Below are 22,441 nucleotides of genomic sequence, written 5' to 3'. Positions count from 1 at the left end.
CTTTTTGATTATCTAACGATGTATATATACAAACCTAAACAAGCCGGACAAAAGGCGTCTAAAAAGGCGTACACAATTCTTAATAAGAGTTGTGTACGCCTTTTACTTTGGAAAAATTATTATAAATTTTGATTGAAATATATCAAGGGAACAGGTTGAAGAACTGAAAGTGTAGTTCCTTAGCTGTGAAAGAGGATGAAATCGAGACCTTGGCTTTCAACGATCCCACGGCTCACAAGGAACGTACACTGTAAGGACGAAAAATCTATGATTTAAATTTTTGTCCATCCTCATCCCTTTTGCTTTTTATCGGAGTTAGAATCCTAAAAGTGGTAAGTTATACATCTGGATTCTGATGGATGTTTTTACGTACGAAGGCGACTTGATTGGGTATAACTAAGAAAACTAGGGTAATGAACACAGCGTATAACATGGCACGTGGCATGATGGTTGTAGATAGGAATAAACCCACAAATTTAATGACTAAATCAATGATTCGCCAAGTGTTCATGCGGAAAATTTGTTCACTGACGGGGTTATTATCTGCATTAAAACGAGCAACGGTATCATGCATCAGAATATTCGAAATGGTGATGGCTAATACAATAATGCCATAAAAGACCTGTGCACTTGCGTTTGATAAATCCTCTGAAACAATCGACGTGGCATAGGGAAATAGAGATGAAAAGAATAGCATAATTAGGGTTCCCCAGATGGTTCGGTTATTAATTTTGTCTACTAAATACCATTCATTATGTAAATTTATCCACATAATTCCTAACCAAAAGAATGACAAAGTATAGGCAAAGAAGTTTTCTCGTAAAGCCCAGAAACCTTCAAATGATACGGGATCTGGTTTTGCCAATTCAATCACAAGTAGGGTCATAATGATAGCAAGCATGGCATCAATAAAAGCAATCAGTCTATCTTTATTCAAAATGGTCCCTCCAAATCATTAAAATATTACTGAAAGTATATCATTTTTGAAGCATAAGTGAAAATATTGCTGCGGAACAAGTGTATTTATTTTTAAAATATCAATTGACATAAAACCGCTTACACGGTATATATTAAGTAACGAATTAAGGAGCGTGATGAAATGAAAGCAGCTGTTTTCGTTAAACCAGGTAAAATGTCCGTTGAAGTATCGGAGATTCCAAAAATTCAGGCACCGCATGATGCTATTATTAAAGTAGTGCGTGCATGTGTGTGTGGTTCTGACCTCTGGTGGTATCGAGGGATTTCAAAAAAAATAAAGTGGCGCCCATGTAGGGCATGAATCTATTGGGATTGTTGAAGAAGTGGGTTCAGCGGTTACGAATGTCCAAAAAGGGGATTTCGTGATTGTACCATTTACAAATGGTTGCGGTCATTGTGCCGCATGTAAGGCAGGATTTGATGGTGATTGTAGCACATTTAAAGGTGGTGCTGTCGGTTTTCAGGCAGAATATTTGCGTTATGTGAGCGGGGATTGGGGCTTAGTTAAAATTCCTGGGCAACCAAGTGACTATTCTGCAGATATGTTAAAATCATTCACAACGTTGGCTGATGTGATGGCAACAGGTTATCATGCAGCAAAATCGGCTGAGGTGAAGATAGGGGACACAGTTGTTATCGTTGGTGACGGTGCTGTAGGTTTATGCGGTGTCATTGGTGCAAAACTTCTAGGTGCAGAACGAATTATCATGATGAGTCGTCATGAAGATCGGCAGAAATTGGCACTTGAATTTGGTGCAACTGATATTGTTGCTGAGCGCGGAGAGGCAGGAATTGCGAAAGTGCTTGAACTAACAGGTTAAGGTGCGGATGCCGTGCTGGAGTGTGTAGGTTCGCAATTAGCTGTTGAAACTGCCGTACAATTGGGCCGACCAGGTTCAATTGTTGGTCGTGTTGGCGTCCCACATATTGATGAATTAGATACCAATAAATTATTCTGGACGAACATTGGTCTACGTGGTGGACGTGCCGCTGTTACTACGCATGATCGTGAAATTTTATTAGAGGCTGTCTTAGATGGGCGCATTAATCCAGGCAAAGTCTTTACCCAATCTTTCAATCTAGATGAAGTTCAAGAGGCATACCAAGCAATGGATGAGCGCAAAGCAATCAAATCTTTACTAGTAATTGCTGACTAATCAAAATCAATCATTTTTATGGCCTACTTGCCTTATAAGCAGCTAGGCTTTTTTTATGACGTTAGCTATTTTTACAAAATGAAAAACAATACTATTGTATCTGGTCAGATATGCGTATAATAGAGGGAAATAGTTAGCAAAGGGTGGTTTAATGATTTTATCAGGTAAAAAAATTGCTGAAGAACAAGGCAAGGGCATAAATATTACACCGTTTAATGAAGCACAGGTCAATCCCAATTCTTATAATTTACGTTTATCGAATGAGTTAGCTTATTATGAAGATGACGTATTAGATATGAAAAAATTACCCACGTTGAAACAAATCGAAATACCTGAAGAAGGTTATTTACTAGAACCAGGAAAATTATATTTAGGACGTACGGTGGAATACACAGAAACGAGTAAATATGTCCCAATGCTTGAAGGTCGTTCATCTATTGGTCGTTTAGGTTTATACATCCATGTAACGGCTGGTTTTGGTGATGTTGGTTTTTCAGGATATTGGACATTAGAAATGCACTGTTTACAACCAATTATCATCTACCCGAATGTTGAAATTTGCCAAATTTACTATCATACAATAAATGGGGACTATGATTTATATACCTCAGGTAAGTATGCAAATAATGAGGGTATTCAAGCGTCACATTTATATTTAGACTTTTTATAATTGGGAACCTCATAAAATTATGAATTTTTTGTGAAGAAAACCCTTAAAAAAGGTTTTTATGTGAAATCAATCTCAGTTTGACCAAAGTTGACCTTATTTTAGTATATAATAGTTTTGTAGTTGAAATAAAGCTAATCTTTTGGCTAATAAAGATCTCGTGTTGTTTAAAATATTAAATGATCAGGAGTGTATATATGAGCAAATCACAAAAAAACAAAGATAAGAAAAAGCCCTCTGGGTTTGGGAAATTTGGCGATAATTTTAATTTCTTCAATTCCATGTGGCTGATTCTAATTATCATTTTCGGTTTGAATTTACTGATACCAGCCGTAACCAATATGCAGGTGGAGGAAGTACCCTATTCGACTTTTGTCAGTCAAGTGGATGCTGGTAATGTTACCAAGGTAGATATCAATACATATGATATAACATGGACAACTGAAGAAGATGGTAAGACCCAAGTCTATACGGCAGGTAAAGTGGATGATCCGCAATTGGTTGAGCGTTTGGAAGAAAATAACGTGACCTATGCAACTGAAATTTACCGTCCAACATCCCCAATTGTTTCCTTCTTATTGAGTTTCATCTTACCATTCGCAATTATTTACTGGTTGATGAGTAAATTGATGCGTCGTTTGACTGGTGGCAATGATGGAAAAATTGACCTATCCGGTGGTGGTGGTTTTGGTGGTATGAATTTTGGGAAATCGGATGCTAAAATCTATGTAAAATCTGATAATTCAAGAACTTTCACCGATGTAGCCGGGCAAGATGAAGCCAAAGAATCACTGGAAGAAGTCGTGGATTACCTAAAAAATCCTAAAAAATACAAAGCCATTGGTGCCCAAGCACCGCGTGGGGTTTTACTCGTAGGACCCCCAGGTACAGGTAAAACGTTAATGGCTCAAGCAGTTGCAGGCGAAGCTAATGTACCATTCTTTTCAATCGCGGGTTCGGAATTTGTAGAAATGTTTGTTGGTCGTGGTGCCGCAAAAGTTCGTGACTTATTTAAACAAGCTAACGAAAAAGCACCATGTATCGTATTCATCGATGAAATCGATACGATTGGTAAATCACGTGAAAATAATATGTCTACCAACGATGAACGCGAACAAACCCTTAACCAATTATTAACTGAGATGGATGGTTTCGAAGGGGACAAGGGTGTCATCATTCTTGCTGCGACTAACCGCCCTGAATCATTAGACAAAGCCCTATTACGTCCAGGGCGTTTTGACCGTCAAATTTCTATGGAATTACCTGACTTAAAAGGTCGTGAAGAAATTTTACGCGTTCATGCTAAAGACTATAAAATGGGTCCCAATATTGATTATCGCTATATTGCTCGTGCAACTGCAGGGGCATCCGGTGCGGATTTAGCCAATATCATTAACGAAGCCGGATTACGAGCTGTTCGTAACAACCATACTGAAATCTCGCAGATTGACTTGGATGAATCAGTGGACGTTGTGTTAGCTGGTCAAATTAAGAAAAATGATATTCTATCTGCTGAAGAAAGACGTGTCGTTTCCTACCATGAAATCGGCCATGCCTTGGTTGCTGCGAAACAATCTGGATCTGCACCAGTAGAAAAAATCACCATTATTCCACGTACATCCGGGGCTTTGGGATACACTATGCAAGTAGAAAGTGGCGAGAAGTCACTATATACCAAGCAAGAATTGTATAACCAATTAATGACCCTTGCAGGTGGACGTGCAGCTGAAGAAGTGGTATTTGGACAAATCACAACAGGTGCATCAAATGATATCCAAAAAATGACGAAAATTGCCCGTGCAATGGTAACACAATACGGTATGTCGGATACTTTCGGCATGATGCAATTAGAAACACAAACCAATAGATATCTTTCTGATAATACGCAACTTCAAGTTTCTGGCGGTACTGCGGAAAAGGCTGACCAAGAGGTGATTGCCTTGATCAAACGTGCCCATCAGGAAGCTGGTGAAATATTGATGAATAGCCGTGAAAAATTAGATGAATTAGCGGAATACTTGATTCAAGAAGAAACCATCACTGGCGAACAATTTATGCGAATTTTAAATAAATAATCTAAATACATTAGATCCAAGCACTTATTCTAAGATGCTTGGATCTTTTTATTTTCCCCAGATTTAGCGCTAAAATCTTAATTAGAAAAAATTATCTCAATGACCAATATCTCTTGCTTTGGAGTGCACTTCAAGGTTTATCATAAGGACATAGATAAGGAGGTAAAAGCATGAATATCAAAAAAGCAGCGGAATTGTTTGATTTAACTACTGATACTCTGCGTTATTACGAACGAGTTGGCGTTATACCACCAGTGACACGTAATGAGAGTGGTTGCCGTGAATATACAACTCGTGATTTAAACTGGGTCTTTTTAGCTAAAAGTTTGCGGAGTGCAGGTTTATCGATTGAATCTTTAATCGAATTTGCCCACCTATCACAATTAAGAGAAACACAGAATGTTGAAGACGCTCAAAAGCAAATCCTTGCTGATCAACTAGAAGAGTTGGATGCCAAGATGGCGGAAATTAAAAATGTCAGGGAGTTACTTATTTATAAAATTGAAACGTATGACCAGCATATTGCCCAATTCAAAGAAGGAAACATGACACCAGATAAGATTGAAAAACTCTGGGAACGAAAAAGCATAAATAAATAAGTCATAAAGCTTGCCTTGAAGTTAACTTCAGGGTTTAACATAAAGATAACCTAAAAGGAAAAGGAGCAATTCATATGCAGACAATTACATTAAATAACGGTGTCGTAATGCCACAATTAGGCTTTGGTGTTTACCAAATTCCAGCGGAGGAAACAGCAGAAGCAGTATACCAAGCGATAAAAGTCGGGTATCGTTCAATTGATACAGCATTACTGTACGGAAATGAAAAAGAAACAGGGGAAGGTATTCAGCGTGCAATTGAGGAAGGTCTAGTAACCCGTGAAGAATTATTTGTTACGTCAAAATTATTCATATTACAAACACCCGAAGAAATTGCTGCTGCAACCATTCAACAATCTTTAGCAGTAATGGGCTTAGATTATCTAGATTTATACTTGATTCACCAACCATATGGTGACAGTTATGGGGCATGGCGTGCGCTAGTTGCAGCGCAAAAATCAGGTAAGCTACGTGCCATTGGTGTATCGAATTTTTCGTCAGCAAAAATGATTGAATTTTCAAGCTTAAATGATGTGAAACCTCAAATCAACCAAATTGAAGTAAATCCATGGTATCAACGTGCTGACGATCAAGCTTGGCATGAAAAATATGATGTTCAAGTTGAAGCATGGGCGCCATTTGCGGAAGGACGTCATGATTTATTTACGAATTCAGTATTAGCTGAAGTCGGTCAACAATATGGTAAAACTGTCGGTCAAGTTGTTTTACGATGGTTAATTCAACGAGGTATTGTCGTTTTAGCTAAATCAGTACGCCCGGAACGCATGGCTGAAAATTTTGATATTTTTGATTTTGAATTAACCGACGCAGATATGGAAACAATAAAAGGATTGGATATGAAAGAATCGGCATTCTTTGATCATGCAGCTCCTGAGCAAGTTGAATGGTTTATGGACCGCATGAAGGAAGCCAAAGCATAAAGTAGAAAGTAGAGGGGGATAAAATGAACAACATACTGATTATAGGTGCAGGGGGACAAATTCCTCGCTACCTTATTCCCCTATTGCAGAAAGAAACGAATGCAAATATAACACTTTTTAGTCGCCACACAAACCAATTACATTATGATAATGTCAATAAAATAACCGGCAATGCTGGTGATATTGAGGATTTAGTTAACGCTATGGAAGGTCAAGATTTCGTTTATATGAATTTTGATGATAAAGCTATAACTGATAAAGTTATTAAGGCAATGCATCAAGCAGGGGTTCAGCGCATTATCCAAGCAGGGGTACTGGCCGTTTATGGTGAAGTAGCTGAACCATTTGCGACATGGAATGCTCGGATGCTTGGTAGTAGAATTGCTAAAGGCCGCGGTAATGAAAGCTTGGAATCAAGTGATTTAGACTATGTATATATGCGCATGACATGGTTGTATAATGGTGACCGAAGTGATTATGTTGCCAGTCCTAAAGGTGAAGACTTCTTAGGTGCTCAAATAAGCCGTCAAGCTATCGCTCGATTCGTCCTGGATAACATTATTGGTAAACGTAACGACAGTCGTGCGAGTATTGGTCTATGGGAACCAGGTTCAGAATACAAGGCTAAACCTGATTTCTACTAATACATATTTGAAATGAGTGGTACCAAGTTCATCTTGGTACCCTATTTTTATGGTGGTTTATTTATTACATTTATAGGCAAGCGATTATACAAATGCTGCTGGTAGGTACAGGTGAATATCTTCAAGTAGCCGCAAGAGAACACGATTCATATCAAACATCATTAACATTTATAACATATGAAAGAAGTGCTGTAATGGCGAAATAAAAATTCGTCGTTATACTACCAATTACGCTACTAGCGTATTTCTTAATTTTAATGGATAACTCTATTATATTTACTTCATCTGTCCAAATTGGCCAAAGTTTAGGTTTATCAGCTAGTCAATTATCGTGGATTTCCAGTGCTTACACCTTAACCTTTGGTGGATTTTTACGCTTAAGTGGTCGCTTATCTGATTTATTACGACGTAAACGTATTTTTCAAATTGGGCTCATTGTATTTGGACTAAGTTCACTGATGATTGGCATTTCTACTTCGCCTATGGTAGTCATATTAATGAGAGCTGTCCAAGGCATAGGATCCTCAATCATTGCCCCAACTACTTTAGCGCTGATTATGGATGCATATAGAGGAGAAATGCGGCAACGGGCTATTTCTTACTACGGGGCAACTTCTGGAATTGGCTCAAGTGTGGGCTTACTAGTGGGTGGCGGATGAACAAGTTTGATTTCATGGCGGGCAGGTTTTCTGATAAATGTTCCTTTTACGATTATTTTGATTTATTTGACGTGGAAACATGTGAAGGAAACTGAAGGTAAAACCGTACGCATTGATTATCTAGGGAGTATCTTGTCGATTATTGGTTTAGTTGCTATAATTTACGGTTTTACAGAGGAAAATTGGTTTATTTCCTTGCTGGGAATTGTCATTTTAGCTGTATTTGTTATGTGGGAAAAACATATTACCTATCCAATATTACCGCTTTCTTTATTCCAGAATAGAACTAGGACAGGGGCCTACATGGTTAGATTGTTATTCATGATGGCTATGTTGCCTTTCTGGTTCTTCTTACCTCAAATGATGCAAACATCATACGGCTTCTCAGCCTTAGCATCCGGTATGGCTTTCTTACCCTTAACGCTTGTAAATTTTGGTATTGCATTACAATTACCACGTTTTGTGCAAAAATATGGCAATAAACGCGTTCTAGTCACTGGTGAATTGATTCTAGCGCTAGGTTTAATTATGATGGCAGTTTCAAATATAGAGAAAGGTTATTGGGTAGCTATCTTTCTGCCAATGTTGATATTAGGCTTGGGTCAGGGTTTAATTCTCGCACCAGTTACCTCAGCGGGTGTGCATGAGGCTTCTGATGACCTAGCCGGCGTAGCGAGTGGTTTAACTAATACCATGCATCAAATTGGGGGACCGATTGGTTTATCTATTATTGTTGCCTTCACAAGTAGTTTTAATGGTGCATTATGGTTTATGTTAGCATTTACCATAATGGGAGGATTAATTGCCACGTTTGTGATTGAATCAGATAGATCATCTAGTTGAAGCCGTCTGACCTTTTATACAATAATGCCACATATTTGCATGAATCATTTGCTACAGAAAATTTTATCATGGAGGGATTTAAAATGACAAAGCATGATGCAGTTAAAAATGGTGTAATTTTCCCAATCGGCGAAAAAAATGAAACTTATGCGCAATTTTTCATTGGGCAAAGTTATTTGCAAAGTTTAGTGACTGATTCAGATATCAATGTGGGCGTAGCAAATGTTACGTTTGAACCCGGATGCCGAAACAATTGGCATATCCATCATGATGGGTATCAAATATTGTTGGTAACTGGTGGCGAAGGTTGGTACCAAGAAGAAGGTAAAGATGCACAATTTTTACAGGCTGGTGATATTATCGTCACTCATGATGGTGTAAAACACTGGCATGGGGCAACTTAAAACAGCTGGTTTGAACATATCGCTATTACAGCAGGTACACCTGAGTGGTTGGGACCTGTTAATGATCAATGGTATGTTGCATTACATGTATAAAATGAAGCCTAAGCAATGGCGTCCATTTACCATAGCAAAAGGAGAATATGAGATATGATAACAATAAAAAGCACACTTGTGATTTTTCACAAGCGTGCTTTTTTGAGGAAATTCGTCCATGTTAGCTTCATTAAATCAAGAAGAGACTCAAAATCAAGCCTAATGAAGCGAGCAAAATCCTTCGTTTCAAAATATCTAAGTGTTCATCATTCGGTTCATCTATTGGGATGAGCACACCGTTTTCATCTTGAATAAATTTACCTGCTTCAGATGCATCTGCTTGTTTATGCCATAGCCAGATATAGTAAGTAGATCTTACAAGTACAAAAAGGGAAACAAGCAAAAGTAAAGTAGGGAAAATTTGTACAAATAAGCGTGTGAAGAAGCTAAATAAAAAGAAAATAAGGACAAGTCCAATTATTAGACCAAGGCACCCCAAATTGGATTGGGCATTATATACATATACTTTGTTACGTTTATTCATTCTGATTTCCTCCATTTTTGGCTGGCTTTATTATACCTAATTTTTCTATCAGAAAGCTTGGAAAAAGTATTCTTAGTTGAGAATGACTTTGCCATGAGGAATAGGTGGTGGGTATGGTAAAATGAATAAGAATGAATTGAGAGGATAGGGATTATACATGAAAGATTACAAAGCCCTTAATTGGTCTAAGACCTATGGCATGAAACAATTACTTGAGGATGTTTCTTTTTTAATTAGAGAAGGACAACATGTAGGTTTAGTAGGTGCCAATGGATCCGGCAAAACAACTTTATTAAATATTATTGCAGGTAAGTCTAGTTTGGATAAAGGCACGATTGAACATCCTAAGGAATTTAATATTGGTTTAGTGACACAAGATCCAGGTCTTGATGAAGAGCAAACAATTTTTGAGGCCGTCTATACGTCCGAAAGTGCGATTGTCCAGTTAGTGGGTCGCTATGAGGAAATCACTTTAGATTTGCAGTTAAATCCTGAGAACGTTCAATTACAAAATAGATTTAGCCAAATCGAACAAGAAATGAATACACAAAATGCTTGGACGTTAGATACGACAATCCAAACGATTTTATCGAAATTGGGGATTCATGATTTAACCCAAAAAATTAAGGTACTTTCTGGGGGACAAAGAAAACGTGTTGGTTTAGCAAAGGTTTTAATTGAAGAGCCCGATTTATTATTGATGGACGAACCAACCAACCATTTAGATTTTGAAATGGTGGAGTGGTTAGAAAATTATATTGCTAATTATAAAAAGTCTGTTCTAGTTGTAACGCATGATCGTTACTTCCTTGATCAAATAACAACTCATATTTTTGCACTCGATCGAGGTACTTTGACCCAATATGAAGGGAACTACCAAACATATTTGGCAAAACGTCAATCAGAACATGAAATCGAAGAAGCCACCATGGCCAAACAAAAGAAACTATTCAAGAGTGAATTAGCATGGATGCGTAAAGGCGCTAAAGCTCGTTCCACGAAACAACAGGCACGTATCCATCGTTTTGAGAATTTAAAAGAAAAAGTAAATCAAACAACTGATGATTCAGAATTAACAGTAGACCTAGACTCACAGCGTTTAGGGAACAAGGTACTGGAATTTACAGATTTAACGGTGGGCTATCCAAATAATCCATTAATTACGGACATTAACTTATTACTACAAAATAATGAACGTATTGGTATTATCGGTGATAACGGTGCAGGTAAAACGACATTTTTAAATACCATTGCTGGCCTTCAAGAGCCGTTATCGGGTGAAGTGAAGACAGGGGAAACGGTAAAAATAGCCTACTTCCAACAAATTCCATCTGATTTGCCAGATGACAAACGTGTGATTAACTATGTACAGGAGATTGCCTCAGAATATACCTATGATGATGGCAATAAAGTTTCAGCAACACAAATGCTCGAACAATTCCTTTTCCCTAGAGAATCACACGGCATGTTAATTGGTACCCTGTCTGGTGGAGAACGTAAACGTCTGTACCTTTTGCGTATCCTAATGGCAAGACCAAACGTATTACTACTTGATGAGCCTACAAATGACTTGGACATCGATACATTAACTGTATTGGAAGATTATTTAGAAACCTTCCAAGGTACAGTGATTACGGTATCTCATGACCGTTATTTCTTGGATAAAGTTGTCGAAAAGCTTATTATTGTGGACAGTGATTTAAATACAGTACAATTATTCTATGGCAATTATCATGATTACCGTGACGCAGTCAAAGAAGCCAAAGAAGCCAAAGAAGCCAAAGAAGCCAAAGAAGCCAAAGAAGCTGAAAACGTACAAAAAGCAACACAAAGAAATCAAGCTGCCACAACTACATCTTCGAATGATAATCAGGCAACAAAAAAGGCAACTAAACGTATGTCTTATCAGGAGAAGAAAGATTGGGCGGTCATCGAAGATGAAATTGCTGCTTTAGAGGAAGAAATCGAAGCTTTAGATCAAGCAATGTACGATAATGGAAATGATTACGGCAAACTGAATGAATTGCAAGAGCAAAAAGATAGCAAAGAAAATGATTTGCTGGAAAAAATGACCTATTGGGAATACCTATCTTCATTTGAAGGGTAAAACTAGCTATTAAATATAACAATATTAGGAGGGTGACATATTGGCTAAACAATATTTAGATATGTTGAACCATATTTTAGAAAATGGGCAAGATAAAAGTGACCGAACAGGTGTAGGTACAAGATCCGTGTTTGGTTATCAAATGCGTTTTGATTTAAACGAAGGGTTTCCCTTACTAACGACAAAAAAAGTCCCGTTTTCCTTAATTAAAAGTGAATTACTATGGTTTTTAAAAGGCGATACAAATATTCGCTATCTATTACAAAATAACAACCATATCTGGGATGAGTGGGCTTTTAAGCGCTGGGTTGAAAGTGATGAATACCAGGGCCCAGACATGACTGACTTTGGTCTACGTGCGAATGAAGATGACGAGTTCAAAGCGATTTATTTAGCTGAAAAACAAGCTTTTTGTAACCGCATTTTGGCAGATGATGCATTTGCAGCTGAATTTGGTGAATTAGGGGATGTTTATGGTAAACAATGGCGCAATTGGGAGACTCGTGATGGTGGATCAATTGACCAGATAGCAAACATTTTAAACCAATTGCGCAATACACTTGATTCTAGACGCATCATGTTATCTGCATGGAATCCAGAGGATGTACCCAATATGGCTTTACCACCTTGCCACACAATGAGCCAGTTTTATGTTCAAGATGGTAAATTATCTTGTCAATTATACCAACGTTCGGGAGATGCTTTCCTTGGTGTGCCGTTTAATATTGCTTCATATGCATTATTGACACACTTATTAGCACGAGAAGTAGGCTTAGAAGTTGGAGAATTTATCCATACTTTCGGTGACGCTCATATTTATAACAATCATTTCGACCAAGTGCGTGAACAATTAACACGCGAACCTCGTGCACTACCAACTTTATGGATTGGTGGCGAAGGTAAATCCATCTTTGATCTTGAAAAAGATGATATAAAAGTAAAAAATTATCACCCTTATGATGCTATTAAGGCACCAGTAGCAGTATAATAGATACAAGCATTTTCCCTACAGGATTATAAGCTAAGGAGGAAAGAAATATGTTAATTGCAATTTGGGCTCAAGATTTAAATCACTTAATCGGTAAAGAGGGCGTATTACCCTGGCATTTACCAAATGACTTAAAATTTTTCAAGGAGCAAACCTTAGGCAAGACAGTTGTAATGGGGCGTAAAACCTATGCGGGTTTAAATTACAAACCGTTGGCTAACCGACGTAATATTGTAATAACGCGTCAAACGCATCCTTTCCAATCAGAATATGACCAAACAAATGTTGAATTAACTGACAATATTGAAGATATCTTGCGCTTAGCTGAAACAGAGGACGTAATCATTATGGGTGGCTACTCTATATATCGTCTATTCTGGCCATTTATCCAGGAATTACGCGTGACAACCATCTACAATGAATTTGAAGGTGATGTCCATTTTGATCCTGATTTAAATGACTTTGAAGCTTACGAAGTAATTGAAGGGGAAGTGGACGATAAAAATATCTATCCACATAAATTCGTATTTTATCGCAGAAATGATGAGGTGTAATTTCTTTGAATTTACCGAATAAGACAAAAAGTAATCCATGGAAATGGGCCTTTCTTGCCTTATTGGCGTTTATTATAGTGCCAATCATAGCTTTATATGTCTATTTACAAATTGCAAGTACCAATCTTCCGTCAACGGTCGATGAGAGTAGCACGACAACTAGTCAAAGTGATGAAACAATTGTTGCTGAGGCTAATTTGACAACGATGTCTTTTAATCGACTTGTTGATGCCGTGATTGGTGGAAATGCCGTCCCATATCAATTAACTGTTGATAAACAAGTGACTTTTTCCGGGCAAATTGACTTTTTGGGTACGCAAGTACCATATACAATGGAGGGTCTACCAAGTGTAACGGCGGATGGCAATATTTTAATTGATATCACAAGCATTCAATTAGCCGATATTGATTTACCAACTGAAACCGTGTTAACCTTGTTCCAATTGACCATACCTACTGATTTGCCGCTTCAGGTCCTTGCGAATAAGCAACAAATGTTGATACGTTTAGATGAAATTTCTGCGGATATGGATTTTCGAATTCGGGCCAAGGAGATTGACTTGACAAACGACAAGATTGAAATTTATTTGGATGTGCCAATTTCTTATCTAGAGGAGCAAATCGAGGCCAATCAAGCTACACAGTAGTAGCCTGCAAACTATAACGGGAAGTAGAGTGATGATTACGCAATCTTTTTACCATTACGTTCAGATATATAGAAATGCCGATTTATTAGAGTATGACCAGCAAGCGCAGTTTGCTGAGCTGGTCTTTTTAGATGGGGATTTTCCGAAAGCTGCGACCGATTTTGCAACACTCAGTAATTATATTGAATTAAACCAACGCTATTCGGATTTTGTAGCCACTTTTGATGATATTTGGCAATCTTATAGTGATAAGTATTTAAGCTAAGTGCAAATATTGGGTAATATTTGTTGGACTGTCAAAAGTATTTGAAGAAAGTAGTGAAGACGATGCAAGAAGACCAAAATGCAACAGACAAGCAAACAATTAAGCAAACAAAGCTTGATGAAAATGAACCAAATCAACCCAAAGGACAAGCTGAACCTAAAAAACGTGGTGTTTCATGGTGGGTATATTTATTATCTATTATCCTTGTATTTGCAATTACCTTAACTGGGACCACCTATGTGACGACAGGTAGCTTACCTGGTCAGAGTTTGATTACCGGTTCAAACACGAAATTATCCACTGAGGAAATCCAAAAAATACAAGCTGCCTTTTCAACGATTATGGGTGATTATGTGGGGGATGTTGACCGTGAAACTTTGGTTGACGGTGCAATCACAGGCATGGCAGAGGTATTAGAGGATCCGTATTCACAATACCTAACTGATCAATCTGCACAACAATTGGATGAAACAATCGATGGTTCATTTGAAGGTGTAGGTGCTGAAATTATTGAAGCTGAAAATTATATTCAAATAGTAAGCCCAATTAAAGGTTCACCAGCTGAAAAGGCTGGCTTATTAGCTAACGATATTATTACTGCGGTTGATGGCGAATCGATTCAAGGCTATACAGCGCAAGAAGCAGTTGAATTAATTCGCGGAGAAGCGGGTACTGATGTAATCCTAACCATTCAACGTGGGCAGGATACATTTGATGTGACAGTAACGCGTGATACAGTACCTATTCAAACAGTCTATTATAATCTAATTGAAGATAATCCGACTGTTGGCTACATTCAAATTACGAGCTTTTCAACGCCAACATACGACGAATTAGTGTCAGCAGTTGACGATTTGCGTAGTCAAGGCGCTGAAAAATTTGTCTTAGATGTCCGTGGTAATCCAGGAGGACTATTAACCTCAGCCTTGCAAATTGCTAATATGTTCTTAGAAGATGGCGATGTAATTATGCAAGTTGAAGAAAAGGATAGCGATCCTGTAGTGTACAAAGCCTCAGATGCCGATTATGGGGATTTCCAAGTTACAGAAGATGTTGTCTTATTAGCGGACCAAGGTTCTGCCTCAGCTTCTGAGATATTAGCTGCTGCGCTCCAAGAATCTGCTGGCGTTCAAGTGGTTGGTAGCCAAACCTTTGGTAAAGGTACTGTTCAAAGTATTTTTGATTTAGATGCTGATGCAGAATTAAAAATTACCATTGCTAAATGGTTAACGCCAAGTGGTACATGGATTCATGAAAAAGGTGTTACACCCGATGTGCCGGTTGATCTACCAGATTATGCCTCTCTTACTTTAATTGACACGAGTCAAACCTATAAAGAAGGCGATTCTTCTGATGCTATCAAAAATATCGAATCTGTTTTAGTAGCGCTCGGTTACCAAACATCAGAGGCTGACACAGTCTTTGAATCTGATACATCAGAAGCAGTTACTGCATTACAAGCTCAAAATGATCTTAGCCAAACGGGTGTCGTTGATGCAGAAACTGCCACAGCTATGATGGTTGAAATGCAGGCATTAATTGCTGAAAATGATACACAATTGGATAAAGCTGTAGAAATTCTGGAATAATCGAACTTTTAAGGATAAAATAAGATGAATGATTCAATCTAGGCTATAGACCTAGATTATGATAGGATTATCTACGGACTATACAGAAATTAAGGGCACTTGGCCCAATGTAAAGGATTGACCATATGAAAAAGTTTTTTGAAGAAGTATTCTCAATCGTCATATCGGTCGTTATTGCCCTAGTGATTTTTTGGGTAGTACGTACCTATTTATTCTATCCATTTAAGGTAGATGGCGATTCTATGAAAGATACCATGCTTGATGGTGAACGATTTATTTTAAATTTGAGGGATCCAATTGATCAGTCGGATATTGTTGTATTTCCAGCGCCAGATGGGTCCGGTGATGAATATGTCAAACGTATTATAGGGGTACCAGGAGATACGGTGGAGTATAAGGATGACATCCTTTATATCAATGGTGAAGCGATTGATGAACCCTATTTAGATACCATCAAAGCAGATTATTTTGCACGGTTCCCAGAAGATACAACCTTTACTGACGATTTCACACTCAAAGATATCACTGGTCAAACAACTGTACCTGAGGGTTCATATTTCGTCCTTGGTGATAACCGTGAAGTATCACATGATTCACGATACTTTGGTTTTATCGATGCCGATTCTGTTGAAGGTACCACCCATTTTAGATATTGGCCTTTAGATAAAATTGGTAGTGTTCAATAAGTTAAAAATGTAAAATAAAAAGTTGGCTCTAAACCGCCAACTTTTTTCAATGAAAGGAGTCAAAAATGGCACATATACAATGGTATCCTGGCCATATGGCTAAGGCAAAAAAAGAAGTACAAAATCAATTAAATGCAGTCGATATTGTGTTAGAAATCCGAGATGCACGTATTCCCATGGCTAGTAAAAACCCCATGTTGGATGAGATTATCAAAAATAAGCGACACATGATTGTCTTGAATAAAAAAGATCTGGCAGATCCATTCCAAACTAAGGGATGGGTTGAAGCTTTGAGTAATGACAACACCCAAGCAATTGCGATTGATAGTAAAAAATTATCGGATATGAAACTTTTCCGCCAAGCGTTAAAAGACTTTACGCAAGATATTCAAGATAAATGGCAAAAGAAAGGCTTATTACATAAGTCGATTCGCATTATGGTGATTGGTATTCCGAATGTTGGGAAATCCACTTTTATCAATCAATTTACCAAGCAAAAGAAAGCACAGGTGGGTAATAAGCCAGGTGTTACTAAAGGGCAACAATGGATTAAAATTGATAAAGATTTTGAGTTGTTGGATACACCAGGTATATTATGGCCAAAATTTGATGATCAAGAAGTAGGGGACAAATTAGCCCTAACAGGTGGTATTAAAGATACACATTATTTTAAAGATGATGTCGCACTATTCGGTTTAGAATTGATGTTACATTATTATCCGGATGCAATTGCGAAGAATTATCCTATTGCTAAAGAAGCAGTAACGCCACCATACCCTGAATTATTGATGACCTTAACAAAAAATATGGGCTTACTGGATGATTATGATCGAGCTGCTGACCGAATTATTCGCGATTTTAGAGAGGGTAAATTAGGTCGAATGACCTTAGATCGGATTGAAGAATTATCGCTTTATGTAAGCGACACGCAAACAAGCAAGCTTAATAAAGATCATCAAAAAGATTCAGACAGCACAGAAAGAGCATAATATGACAGAACAAATAAACGATATAATCAATGGTTCAACAGAAATACATGCCTTAAAAATCAGCCAAGTGAAAAACTATTTAGCCCAGGAGAATCCGGATGCTCAGGTAATTGCTCAAATGCGGTTAGACGAACGTAAGGGGGTGCAGACGGCTTTAAGTAAATTCGACAAGGATAATGCTAAAGCAGCAGCAGTAAGGGCTAAAATAGCTGATTTATGCAGCTTAGAAGCAAAATTACGCGCTCAAGGCTATCAATATATTGCTGGGGTTGATGAAGTAGGCCGTGGCCCTTTGGCAGGACCAGTTGTAACGGGAGCTGTGATACTACCGGCAGATATGCCAGCCGTATACTTTAACGATTCGAAACAATTATCGCATGCCAAACGTAAAGCCTTAGTTGCCGATATTGAAAAATATGCGATATCTTATACAATTGGCATCCAAAGTGCGGCAGAAATCGATGCATCAAATATTTTAATCGCAACAAAAAATGCTATGGTTCAAGCACTTGAAAACTTAGCCCCTAATCCAGACTATGTTTTAATAGACGCAGTGAAATTGGATCAATATACGAAAGCACCTCAAATGTCGATTATAAAAGGGGATGCTAAAGTTTACGCGATAGCTGCTGCCTCTATTTACGCCAAAGAATATCGTGACCGTTTAATGGCAGAATATGCTGATTTATATCCTGGATATGGCTTTGAAGTCAATGCCGGCTATGGTACGAAACAACATTTAGCCGGTCTTGAAAAATTAGGACCAAGTCCAATTCACCGAAAAACTTTTGCGCCAGTAAAAAATCATTTATAAAAAAGTGGGATTAGACCACTTCCTACGTATATATAACGTAGAGAGGTGGTTTTTTATATGTTATTTGAACTAAGTAATCCGTTTCAAAAGACGATAGTCAGCTTAAAAGCAACAGAAATTGTTAAGTTAGAAAGAATGCTAGTATATGCCCACGAAGCAGGAATTTTTACCTATCAAGAATTATCAGGTATCATTAATGCCCGGATTACAGAAGTGAAAGACTTAGATGGTTATGTGAGGAATGTAGGCGACGCAAAGAAAAGTCTTGCCTGGAATAGATTTAGGCAAAAGTATTCGATTGCCTATTATGATGGAGTGTATGAATCACATCAAATTCAGCTTATCACGATTTTGAATGCAGATTTCTATCCATTTAATTTGGTGAATACTTATCAGCCTAATTTAGTACTCTATTGCCAAGGGAATCTTGCTTTAATGAAGGAAACGACGTTAGCTGTTGTTGGATCTAGAAACATGACTAATTATGGTAAAGGTGTTATGGATCATGTCTTGCCTAGGGTAGCGAAAGAGTTTGTGATTGTTTCGGGTTTGGCTCGAGGTGTTGATACTTATGCCCACCAGGTGGCCATGACAAGGGGTAGGACTATAGCCGTAATTGGTACAGGACTGCTCACAACTTATCCAAGTGAAAATAAGCATATTCAAGCGTACCTCGCTAAGGAGCAATTGGTAGTATCGCCTTTGCCGACTTTTGCCAAGGTACAACGCTGGCATTTCCCTTATCGAAATCTACTTATCGCAGGATTGTCTCATGCTTTACTAGTCGTGGAGGCCGCAGATAAAAGTGGTTCCTTAATCACGGCGAATTACGCCTTACAAGAGAATAGAACTGTGTTTGCGGTACCGGGCTCAATTTTATCGTCATTATCCAAGGGTACCAATACCTTAATTCGATATGGGGCGAGTCCCGTCCTAGATGCTAGTGATATTTTAACTGAGATGAAAATGTATCTGACTTAGGAAAACGCAACATATTTTCCTATATAAAAATAAAATACTTGCTTATTTACCATATAAGTTATATATTCTTCGGTAACCAATCATTTACATATTTGACAAATGCCACTTTGGTAGCATAATATGTAAAGCGATTTAGAAATGGAAATAAGAAAGGAGCTTATCGTTGGCATATAAATATTTAGTAATTGTAGAATCTCCGACGAAAGCCAAAACGATAGATAAATATTTAGGTAGAAATTATAAGGTTGTAGCTAGTAAAGGACATTTACGTGATTTACCTAAATCGCGTATGGCTATCGACATTGAAAATGATTATGCGCCTGATTATATTAATATCCGTGGTAAAGGTGATTTAATTAAGGAATTGCGTCGCGATGCGAAGAAAGCTGAAAAAGTCTTTCTTGCGAGTGACCCGGACCGTGAAGGGGAAGCTATTGCTTTCCATTTAGCACACATTCTTGGTTTAAACGTAAATGACCCAATTCGTGTAACTTATAATGAAGTAACAAAAGAAGCTGTAACGGACGCAATTAAGCATCCAAGACCAATAGATATGGATCTTGTAGATGCCCAACAAGCGCGACGTGTTTTAGACCGTCTCGTTGGTTACAATTTGTCGCCTATGTTATGGAAGAAAGTGAAAAAAGGATTATCAGCAGGTCGTGTACAATCAGTTGCTTTGCATATGATTATTTCGCGTGAAAATGAAATCCGTGCTTTTAAACCAGAAGAATACTGGACTGTAGATGGTACCTTCATTAAAAATCGTAAAACATTTAAGGCAAATGCATCGAAATTTAAAGGTAAAAAATTGGACCTGAAAAATGATGATGATATGAAGGCTTTTATGGCGGAAATTACTAGCCAAGATTTCACAGTTGAAAATGTAACTGAGAAAGAAAGAAAACGAAATCCGCAAAAACCATTTACAACTTCCTCAATGCAACAAGAAGCAGCGAAGAAATTAAATTTCCGTACAAGAAAAACCATGATGATTGCGCAACAACTATATGAGGTATTAAATTGGGTACAGGTGCACCTGTTGGTTTAATTACCTATATGCGTACTGACTCAACACGTATTTCTGATACAGCAAAAGCTGGGGCAAAAGATTACATTGTAGAAAACTTTGGTAAGGAATATTTAGGCTATCAAGCGGCAAGTAAACAAGCTCAAGGTGCTCAAGATGCCCATGAGGCAATCCGACCATCTTCTGCAGATCGTACGCCAGAAGCAGTTGAACAATACTTATCAAGAGATCAATTTAGATTATATTCTTTAATTTGGTCTCGTTTTATGGCTAGCCAAATGGCACCTGCTATTTATGACACGGTTTCTGCTGATTTAGTACAAAATCAAGCGTCTTTCCGTGCGAATGGCTCTAAAATTAAATTTGAAGGTTACCAAAAGGTTTACACAGAAGCCAATAATAAAGATAATATCTTGCCTGAACTAATTAACGGCGAAACGGTGAAATCAAAAGATTTAGAACCAAACCAACATTTCACACAACCACCAGCACGTTATACGGAAGCTTCTTTGATTAAAAAATTAGAAGAAGACGGCGTTGGGCGTCCATCAACTTATTCACCAACAATAGAAACGTTATTACGCCGTTACTATGTCAAGTTGGAAGCTAAACGTTTTGAACCAACTGAATTGGGTGAAATTGTTGATTCATTGATTTCCGACTACTTCCCAGAGATTGTAGATACTTCATTTACTGCTGAGTTAGAGCAAGAATTAGATGATATCGAATCGAACAAAAAAGAATGGGTTGAAGTAATCGATAATTTCTATAAATCGTTCAGCAAAGAACTCGAAAAAGCTGAAGTGGAAATGGAAAAAATTGAAATTAAAGATGAACCTGCAGGCTTTAAGTGTCCTGTTGATGGTGGCGAAATGGTTATTAAGATGGGGCGTTTTGGTAAGTTCTATGCATGTGCAAACTTCCCAGAATGTCGTCATACCGAAGCTATTGTTAAGGAAATTGGCGTAACTTGTCCGAAATGTCACGAAGGTCAAATTGTTGAACGTAAATCTAAGAAAAATCGTATTTTCTATGGTTGTTCACGTTATCCAGAATGTGATTTCACGGATTGGAACAAACCAATTGCCCGTAACTGTCCAGTCTGTGACCACTACCTAGTAGAGAAAAAAGGTCGTGGGGGCAAACAAATTGTATGTCCTAATGGCGATTATGCTGAAGATGTACAAAAAGGTGATGTTGTCGAAGCATAAGATTTTTTATCAGTTGATTCAGAATTGGTATTTCAATGAAAATTTGAAAACACGCTTTCTATTGTGGTACATTAGTGCCATTGATAGAGAGGGTGTTTTTTTATGTCACCAGAAGGTTTTAAACAAGTATTTAAAAATTATCTCCAACACGAAAAACAATATTCCGTTGAGACCGTTAAGGCCTACTTATCAGATTTCGATGCCTTTGAACGGTTTATGGTGGAAGCTGGAATTGAAAGTTTTGATCAAGTAAGTTATCGTGACATCCGGATATATTTAGGTCAATTACAAAGAGATGGTTTGTCTAGAAAATCGATTTCGCGTTATTTGTCGTCTTTGCGTACAGCTTTTAATATTCTATTAGATCGCGGACAAATTGATGAAAATCCTTTTAATTATGTACAAACAGCAAAGGTTGGTTTAAAGCTACCCGATTTCTTCTATGAATCTGAAATGCAAGCTATTTTTGATGCTGTAAAGGGTACAGATCCTATTGCCCTTAGAAATAATGCTTTATTAGAGGTTTTGTATGGTACAGGTGCTCGCGTGAGTGAGGTTAGAGATTTACGCATACAACAGCTAGATTTAGATGCGGGTATGATCTTATTACATGGTAAGGGGAATAAAGATCGATATGTGCCTATGGGTTCATTTTGTCGCGATGCTTTAGTCAATTATTTTGATCAGGGTCGACCTGGTTTAATGGCTAAGACGCCAGAAAAGCATGACTATGTATTTGTCAATTACAGGGGCCAGCAGCTTACTAGCCAAGGAATTGAGTATATTTTAGATCAAATTGTTAAGAAATCAGCAACTAATTTGTCTATTCATCCACATAAGTTGCGTCATTCTTTTGCTACGCATCTTTTGAACAATGGTGCTGATATCCGAACTGTACAGGAGCTACTAGGTCATTCTAGTCTATCTACTACCCAAATTTATACGCATATGTCTAAAGAGCATCTGAGGGATAATTATTTGCAATTTCATCCCCATGCCAAAAGAGATCATAAAAAACCTTCTCAAGATGCTTAAG

Annotated in this window: 18 protein-coding genes and 4 pseudogenes; 20 read left to right on the top strand and 2 right to left on the bottom strand. The window is 37.8% G+C overall.

From position 1 onward, the window contains the following. Nucleotides 1-337 precede the first annotated feature (337 nt). Nucleotides 338-937 carry a TMEM175 family protein gene (locus B9P78_RS02480; protein WP_094517991.1) on the bottom strand — a complete coding sequence of 200 codons (600 nt, stop codon included), beginning with the start codon at nucleotides 935-937 and terminating at the stop codon, nucleotides 338-340. 162 nt (nucleotides 938-1,099) lie between these two features. Between B9P78_RS02480 and B9P78_RS02475 the strand changes: the two are divergent. The 8 genes and pseudogenes from B9P78_RS02475 to B9P78_RS02440 all read left to right on the top strand — a co-directional run bounded on the left by B9P78_RS02475 (nucleotide 1,100) and on the right by B9P78_RS02440 (nucleotide 9,060). Continuing rightward, nucleotides 1,100-2,135 (top strand): annotated as a pseudogene (locus B9P78_RS02475) (zinc-dependent alcohol dehydrogenase family protein). Nucleotides 2,136-2,286: 151 nt separating this feature from the next. Beyond that, complete coding sequence (gene dcd / locus B9P78_RS02470; RefSeq protein ID WP_094517990.1) at nucleotides 2,287-2,805, top strand: dCTP deaminase; 519 nt, start codon at nucleotides 2,287-2,289, stop codon at nucleotides 2,803-2,805. A 278-nt stretch (nucleotides 2,806-3,083) separates the two neighbouring features. Then, nucleotides 3,084-4,877, top strand: coding sequence for an ATP-dependent zinc metalloprotease FtsH (gene ftsH, locus B9P78_RS02465; RefSeq protein WP_369824322.1), 1,794 nt, complete (start codon nucleotides 3,084-3,086; stop codon nucleotides 4,875-4,877). A gap of 170 nt (nucleotides 4,878-5,047) precedes the next feature. Next, nucleotides 5,048-5,476: a MerR family transcriptional regulator gene (locus B9P78_RS02460; protein ID WP_094517988.1), complete on the top strand. Its 429-nt coding sequence runs from the start codon at nucleotides 5,048-5,050 to the stop codon at nucleotides 5,474-5,476. Between the two features lie 74 nt (nucleotides 5,477-5,550). Next, entirely contained in the window at nucleotides 5,551-6,417 is an 867-nt protein-coding gene (locus tag B9P78_RS02455) for an aldo/keto reductase (protein ID WP_094517987.1), read from the top strand. A 23-nt stretch (nucleotides 6,418-6,440) separates the two neighbouring features. Next, nucleotides 6,441-7,061 carry an NAD(P)H-binding protein gene (locus B9P78_RS02450; RefSeq protein WP_094517986.1) on the top strand — a complete coding sequence of 207 codons (621 nt, stop codon included), beginning with the start codon at nucleotides 6,441-6,443 and terminating at the stop codon, nucleotides 7,059-7,061. Between the two features lie 257 nt (nucleotides 7,062-7,318). Then, nucleotides 7,319-8,563, top strand: a pseudogene (locus B9P78_RS02445) (MFS transporter). Nucleotides 8,564-8,646: 83 nt separating this feature from the next. After that, a pseudogene (locus B9P78_RS02440) lies at nucleotides 8,647-9,060 on the top strand (cupin domain-containing protein). A 130-nt stretch (nucleotides 9,061-9,190) separates the two neighbouring features. Here the strand turns inward: B9P78_RS02440 and B9P78_RS02435 are convergent. Further along, nucleotides 9,191-9,544, bottom strand: a complete 354-nt coding sequence (locus B9P78_RS02435) for a hypothetical protein (RefSeq protein ID WP_094517985.1) — start codon at nucleotides 9,542-9,544, stop codon at nucleotides 9,191-9,193. A gap of 157 nt (nucleotides 9,545-9,701) precedes the next feature. On the opposite strand from B9P78_RS02435, the gene B9P78_RS02430 reads away from it, so the two are divergent. The 12 genes and pseudogenes from B9P78_RS02430 (at nucleotide 9,702) to xerC (ending at nucleotide 22,440) form a co-directional block, all read left to right on the top strand. Then, the gene (locus tag B9P78_RS02430; RefSeq protein WP_094517984.1) at nucleotides 9,702-11,651 is read left to right on the top strand and encodes an ABC-F family ATP-binding cassette domain-containing protein; all 1,950 of its coding nucleotides are present in this window, start codon (nucleotides 9,702-9,704) and stop codon (nucleotides 11,649-11,651) included. Nucleotides 11,652-11,691: 40 nt separating this feature from the next. Further along, nucleotides 11,692-12,639, top strand: a complete 948-nt coding sequence (locus tag B9P78_RS02425; protein ID WP_094517983.1) for a thymidylate synthase — start codon at nucleotides 11,692-11,694, stop codon at nucleotides 12,637-12,639. 50 nt (nucleotides 12,640-12,689) lie between these two features. Continuing rightward, complete coding sequence (locus B9P78_RS02420) at nucleotides 12,690-13,193, top strand: dihydrofolate reductase (protein WP_094517982.1); 504 nt, start codon at nucleotides 12,690-12,692, stop codon at nucleotides 13,191-13,193. A gap of 5 nt (nucleotides 13,194-13,198) precedes the next feature. Then, a complete protein-coding gene (locus B9P78_RS02415) occupies nucleotides 13,199-13,840 on the top strand; it encodes a YpmS family protein (protein ID WP_233487661.1) in 642 nt (213 codons plus the stop codon). Between the two features lie 31 nt (nucleotides 13,841-13,871). Further along, nucleotides 13,872-14,105 (top strand): YozE family protein, encoded by a 234-nt coding sequence (locus B9P78_RS02410; RefSeq protein ID WP_094517980.1) that lies wholly within the window; start codon nucleotides 13,872-13,874, stop codon nucleotides 14,103-14,105. Nucleotides 14,106-14,167: 62 nt separating this feature from the next. Beyond that, a complete protein-coding gene (locus B9P78_RS02405; RefSeq protein ID WP_094517979.1) occupies nucleotides 14,168-15,694 on the top strand; it encodes a S41 family peptidase in 1,527 nt (508 codons plus the stop codon). Between the two features lie 125 nt (nucleotides 15,695-15,819). Then, the gene (lepB, locus tag B9P78_RS02400; protein ID WP_094517978.1) at nucleotides 15,820-16,380 is read left to right on the top strand and encodes a signal peptidase I; all 561 of its coding nucleotides are present in this window, start codon (nucleotides 15,820-15,822) and stop codon (nucleotides 16,378-16,380) included. 65 nt (nucleotides 16,381-16,445) lie between these two features. Then, nucleotides 16,446-17,369, top strand: coding sequence for a ribosome biogenesis GTPase YlqF (ylqF, locus tag B9P78_RS02395; RefSeq protein ID WP_094517977.1), 924 nt, complete (start codon nucleotides 16,446-16,448; stop codon nucleotides 17,367-17,369). Nucleotide 17,370: 1 nt separating this feature from the next. Beyond that, nucleotides 17,371-18,183, top strand: coding sequence for a ribonuclease HII (locus B9P78_RS02390; RefSeq protein WP_094517976.1), 813 nt, complete (start codon nucleotides 17,371-17,373; stop codon nucleotides 18,181-18,183). Nucleotides 18,184-18,240: 57 nt separating this feature from the next. Further along, nucleotides 18,241-19,164, top strand: a complete 924-nt coding sequence (gene dprA / locus B9P78_RS02385) for a DNA-processing protein DprA (protein ID WP_094517975.1) — start codon at nucleotides 18,241-18,243, stop codon at nucleotides 19,162-19,164. A gap of 163 nt (nucleotides 19,165-19,327) precedes the next feature. Next, nucleotides 19,328-21,405, top strand: a pseudogene (topA, locus tag B9P78_RS02380) (type I DNA topoisomerase). Nucleotides 21,406-21,507: 102 nt separating this feature from the next. Continuing rightward, nucleotides 21,508-22,440 carry a tyrosine recombinase XerC gene (gene xerC, locus B9P78_RS02375; RefSeq protein ID WP_094517974.1) on the top strand — a complete coding sequence of 311 codons (933 nt, stop codon included), beginning with the start codon at nucleotides 21,508-21,510 and terminating at the stop codon, nucleotides 22,438-22,440. Nucleotide 22,441: the final 1 nt, after the last annotated feature.

It is taken from the genome of Aerococcus sp. 1KP-2016, from assembly GCF_002252085.1.
Taxonomy (GTDB): Bacteria; Bacillota; Bacilli; order Lactobacillales; family Aerococcaceae; genus Aerococcus.
This window is presented reverse-complemented; position numbering and strand designations above follow the sequence as displayed.

What these genes read in the sequence shown, in the direction of transcription:
- B9P78_RS02435 (WP_094517985.1), bottom strand. Translation starts at nt 9,544, where the DNA reads ATGAATAAACGTAACAAAGTATATGTATATAATGCCCAATCCAATTTG.
- B9P78_RS02405 (WP_094517979.1), top strand. Translation starts at nt 14,168, where the DNA reads ATGCAAGAAGACCAAAATGCAACAGACAAGCAAACAATTAAGCAAACA.
- B9P78_RS02450 (WP_094517986.1), top strand. Translation starts at nt 6,441, where the DNA reads ATGAACAACATACTGATTATAGGTGCAGGGGGACAAATTCCTCGCTAC.
- dcd (WP_094517990.1), top strand. Translation starts at nt 2,287, where the DNA reads ATGATTTTATCAGGTAAAAAAATTGCTGAAGAACAAGGCAAGGGCATA.
- B9P78_RS02455 (WP_094517987.1), top strand. Translation starts at nt 5,551, where the DNA reads ATGCAGACAATTACATTAAATAACGGTGTCGTAATGCCACAATTAGGC.
- B9P78_RS02430 (WP_094517984.1), top strand. Translation starts at nt 9,702, where the DNA reads ATGAAAGATTACAAAGCCCTTAATTGGTCTAAGACCTATGGCATGAAA.
- B9P78_RS02460 (WP_094517988.1), top strand. Translation starts at nt 5,048, where the DNA reads ATGAATATCAAAAAAGCAGCGGAATTGTTTGATTTAACTACTGATACT.
- B9P78_RS02390 (WP_094517976.1), top strand. Translation starts at nt 17,371, where the DNA reads ATGACAGAACAAATAAACGATATAATCAATGGTTCAACAGAAATACAT.
- xerC (WP_094517974.1), top strand. Translation starts at nt 21,508, where the DNA reads ATGTCACCAGAAGGTTTTAAACAAGTATTTAAAAATTATCTCCAACAC.
- B9P78_RS02410 (WP_094517980.1), top strand. Translation starts at nt 13,872, where the DNA reads ATGATTACGCAATCTTTTTACCATTACGTTCAGATATATAGAAATGCC.
- lepB (WP_094517978.1), top strand. Translation starts at nt 15,820, where the DNA reads ATGAAAAAGTTTTTTGAAGAAGTATTCTCAATCGTCATATCGGTCGTT.
- B9P78_RS02420 (WP_094517982.1), top strand. Translation starts at nt 12,690, where the DNA reads ATGTTAATTGCAATTTGGGCTCAAGATTTAAATCACTTAATCGGTAAA.
- dprA (WP_094517975.1), top strand. Translation starts at nt 18,241, where the DNA reads ATGTTATTTGAACTAAGTAATCCGTTTCAAAAGACGATAGTCAGCTTA.
- ylqF (WP_094517977.1), top strand. Translation starts at nt 16,446, where the DNA reads ATGGCACATATACAATGGTATCCTGGCCATATGGCTAAGGCAAAAAAA.
- ftsH (WP_369824322.1), top strand. Translation starts at nt 3,084, where the DNA reads ATGTGGCTGATTCTAATTATCATTTTCGGTTTGAATTTACTGATACCA.